General features: G+C 70.1%; 1 pseudogene. It reads left to right on the plus strand.

Features of this window, described 5'->3' with window-relative positions:
- Position 1: 1 nt before the first annotated feature.
- Positions 2-314, plus strand: a pseudogene (locus G6027_RS18335) (IS21 family transposase); the annotation flags it as partial.

The following is a 314-nucleotide window of genomic DNA, read 5'->3' on the forward strand; positions in this document are numbered from 1 at the left end:
GTTGCGGGCCGAGGGTCTGTCGGGGCGGGCGATCGCGGCCTCGCAGCAGATTTCGCGCAACAGCGTCGCTGCGGTGCTGGAGGCCGCCGATGCCGCCAAGCTCGGCTGGGACGATGTCGCAGATCTACCGGACGGCGAGGTGTACTCGCTGTTGTTCCCGGGCCGTGGTGAACACGAGAGCGTGTTCGCCGAGCCCGACTGGGCCGAGGTGCATCGGGAGATGGCCCGGGTCGGGGTGACGATAAAGCTGCTGCACGGCGAGTACACCGACAGGTGCGCGGGCTCGGGGGCCCCGGCGATGGGGTACGACCGGT

The organism is Dietzia sp. SLG310A2-38A2 (assembly GCF_014145095.1).
GTDB lineage: Bacteria > Actinomycetota > Actinomycetes > Mycobacteriales > Mycobacteriaceae > Dietzia.